The sequence below is a fragment of the Maricaulis maris genome (assembly GCF_049116555.1).
Lineage (GTDB): Bacteria > Pseudomonadota > Alphaproteobacteria > Caulobacterales > Maricaulaceae > Maricaulis > Maricaulis maris_C.
This window is the reverse complement of record NZ_JAGDYT010000010.1, coordinates 58,491-62,122: the sequence shown is the minus strand read 5'-3', so window position 1 is coordinate 62,122 and position 3,632 is coordinate 58,491. Positions and strand designations below refer to the sequence as shown.

Below are 3,632 nucleotides of genomic sequence, written 5' to 3'. Positions count from 1 at the left end.
CGGCGGTCTCTCGGCAAGCGGTTTAAGGCGGGGTTTGCGCCCGGCGCGCGCGGTGAGACGGCACTCGTGAAAAACGGTGCGTGTCCCCGTTTATTCCCCGTTTATTCGCCCTGCATACTCCGCCGGCCCCTACTTTAAAGTTGGGTCGCCTGGATAGTACACGCCAGTCAAGATTCAATTGACTCTAATCCTCGCAACCAACAACATTGGCTTCTTTGAAATTGGGGATATAAAGTGTCAATTATTACAAGCAAATCACGGCTATTACTGGCAGCTTTTTCTGCCGCAGTAGTTTCTCTGACGCCAGCTTTCGCTATGGCGCAGCCGGCAGATGGAAATGGCGGAGCTCATGATAGCCGGTTCAATCGGTTTCGGTCCGTTGATGATTGCGCTTCGGCAGGTGGTGTTTGGTCCGATGGTCGATGCCAGGAAAACCCTGCTTATGGATCTCCTCCAAGGACACCGTGGGAATGTGAGGATGTGGGCGGTATCTGGGATCGTGGTTTTTGCTATGATTGGTATGAGACCTCCCCACCAACCGGTGGCGGCGGCAGCGGCGGAGGTTGCGGCGGGGGTTTCCTCTGCTAGAGCCCCGATGATCGTCTCCACTATGGCGTCGCCAATCCTGTGACGTTCGTAATTGCCTGATAACCCCGGCCTTCCGTTTGAAGGCCGGGGTTTCTTAATGGATGAGTGAAAAAGCGGGACAGGTGAAAAAGCGGGACAGGCACAATGCATTGGCGCCCCCACTCCCGTGAGACGCTGTGAACCGATCGGCCGGAAGCTGTGCCTGCACCGGTTATTTTGTACCGGCTGATTTGTACCGGTTATTTGTCTGCTGCGGTTATTCCTGTCCCGTCACATAGACAACCTCACCCGCCCGCCCGACGGCAGCGGCCAGCTGGTCGAGTAACGAGACCGAGCGCTCGACATAGAGGTCACGCACACTCTCATCGACTTCCAGGCGGATCACGTCTGGACCAACGGTGAGTGAGTAGCGGTCCAACAGCGCCGGGGAGCGGCCGGAGAGCTTGGCCCCCAGGCGCAGGGACAGGCCCAGCATCTGGGCCAGATTGTGCTGATCCTCATCGATGAGATGGAAGATCGGATTGTCCTCCAGCACAGCGCGTTTGCCGGCATAGCGATAGTGGATGGCCGCTGCGAGGAAGACCCGCTCGGGATGGGTCACGCCGGCGAAGGGCGCATAAAGCACACTGCCGCGCGCCAAATCGGCCCGATGGTCGGGATGATGACGCGCCCCGAGATCGGTCAGACGTGTCGCGGCTTCGTGCAAGACCCTGTCGCGCGCGGGGCCGAACGCGGTTTCCAGCGCTCCGAAAGCCGGTACCAGCCAGCGGGCCAGCGCCCGGCCGAAATCCGGCGTCGGGGCGTTCGGCAACGCCATCGCCTCGGCGCCGGCGATCAGCGGGTCCTGGGCCAGCAAGGCCGGGGGAAGACCCGATGCCAGCACGCCCTCACGCACGCCATAGGCCGAAAAGACGAGGCGGTTGAACTCACCGAGCTGCATGATCCGGCGAAGCAGGAGGGCGGCATACGGCAAGGTCGCCACACGGCGAGAGGAGACCCCCGGTGTGCCGCGCAAGGAGGCCGGACTGAGCCGGGTCGCCAGCCGTACGAGTTCATCGGTCTGGCGCGCGCCCAGCGAAAACTCATGGACCACATTGAGCGGGTAGCCGAAGCGCGCAAAGGCGAGCTGACCCAGCGCACGCCAGGCGCCGCCGACCGCATAAAAAGCCCCTCCCTGCCCGGTCAGCTGACCGGTCGCGCCCAACACCCGATCGATCGCCGCAATGAGCGCCGCCTCGTCCATGACCTCATCGCCAAGCATTTCCTGTGGACCCAGGGCGGTGGTAACGCCACGCCCCGGGAGGCCGTCATTCATCGCCGTCAGTTCGAGACTGGAGCCCCCCAGATCACCCATCAATCCGTCCGCGTCGGGGATGCCCGCGCCGACACCCATCGCCGACAGGCGCGCTTCGTCCGCACCCGTCAGCACACGGACCACAAGACCGGTTCGCTCGGCCACCGCCGCAATGAAGTCAGGGCCGTCACTGGCATTGCGCACGGCGGCCGTGGCCACGACATGGCGGTCGCTGACGCCCTTTGCATCCAGCAGACGCTGGAAGCGCTTGAGGGCCCGCAGGGCAATGTCCCGGCCCTCCGGATGCAGCTTGCCGGTGTCGTGAACGCCGCGCCCCAGGCCCGCCATGACCTTTTCGTTGAAAATCGGCCAGAGCGATCGCCCCTCGACCCGAAAGTGAACAAGACGCACGGAGTTCGAACCGACATCAATGACCGCGATATCGCGGTGAATGGCCTGCTCGGCCACGAAGTCGGAGGGCATTTGCGCGCGCGTCAAATCCGGTCAGCCATTATGGTCGGTCAGGACGGGCGGCTGGTCATGCTTGAGCGCGTGACCGCGTCCGGACAGGGAGGGATTGGTCATGAAATAGGCATGCGCACTGAAAGGTTTGTCCACATTGGCCGTATCCACGCGCCGATAGTCGCCCTGGCCATCCATATACCAGGACTGGTCGGTGTCATTGAGATTGGCGACCATGATCTGGTCGAGCACCTGGCGATGCACGGTCGGGTTCTGGATCGGGCAGAGATGTTCGACCCGGCGATCCAGATTGCGGGGCATCCAGTCGGCTGAGGAGATATAGAGTTTCGCCGCCGGCGACGGCATCGCCTTGCCATTGGCAAAGCAGACAATCCGTGAGTGCTCGAGGAAGCGCCCGACAATGGATTTGACCCGGATATTGTCCGACAGGCCGGGAATGCCCGGACGCAGGCAGCAGATCCCGCGCACCACGAGCTCTACCCGCACACCGGCCTGGCTGGCCCGGTAAAGGGCATCAATAATCTCGGGATGGACCAGGGAATTCAGCTTGGCCCAGACCGCCGCAGGCAAGCCGTCTCCGGCATTGGCGATTTCCTGCTCGATATGGTCGAGAATGGCCTCTTTCATGCCGATCGGCGAAACAGCCAGGCGCTCCAGATTGTCGGGGCGGGCATAGCCGGTGACATAGTTGAACACCCGCCCGGCATCGCGACCAAAGGCCGGGTCGGCGGTGAAGAGCGACAGATCGGTATAGATGCGCGCCGTGATCGGATGGTAATTCCCGGTGCCGAAATGGGCATAGGTCCGAAGGTCGGAGCCCTCGCGGCGCACGACCAGCGAGATCTTGGCGTGGGTCTTGTACTCGATGAAGCCATAGACGACTTGCACACCCGCACGTTCGAGATCGCGGGCCCATTTCAGATTGGCTTCCTCGTCAAAACGGGCCTTCAGCTCGACCAGCGCCGTGACATTCTTCCCGCTTTCGGCCGCCTCGATCAGCGCCGCCACGATCGGACTGTCCTTGGAGGTCCGGTAGAGCGTCTGCTTGATCGCGACCACTTCCGGATCGGCTGCAGCCTGGCGCAGGAATTCCACCACCACATCGAAACTTTCATACGGGTGGTGGACGATGATGTCCTTCTCGCGAATGGCGGAGAAACAATCGCCACCATGATCGCGAATCCGTTCCGGATAGCGCGGCTCATAGGGCTTGAACTTGTACTCGGCCCGGTCATCCGGGATCAGCTGGGCAACTTGCGACAGGCCG

Annotated in this window: 2 protein-coding genes; both read right to left on the bottom strand. The window is 62.1% G+C overall.

What is annotated here, in order from left to right:
- Positions 1-844: 844 nt before the first annotated feature.
- A complete protein-coding gene (locus tag JXQ94_RS12795; protein ID WP_421924182.1) occupies positions 845-2,365 on the bottom strand; it encodes a Ppx/GppA family phosphatase in 1,521 nt (506 codons plus the stop codon).
- 21 nt (positions 2,366-2,386) lie between these two features.
- On the bottom strand, positions 2,387-3,632 hold a 1,246-nt coding region (gene ppk1 / locus JXQ94_RS12790), incomplete at its 5' end, for a polyphosphate kinase 1 (RefSeq protein ID WP_421924181.1).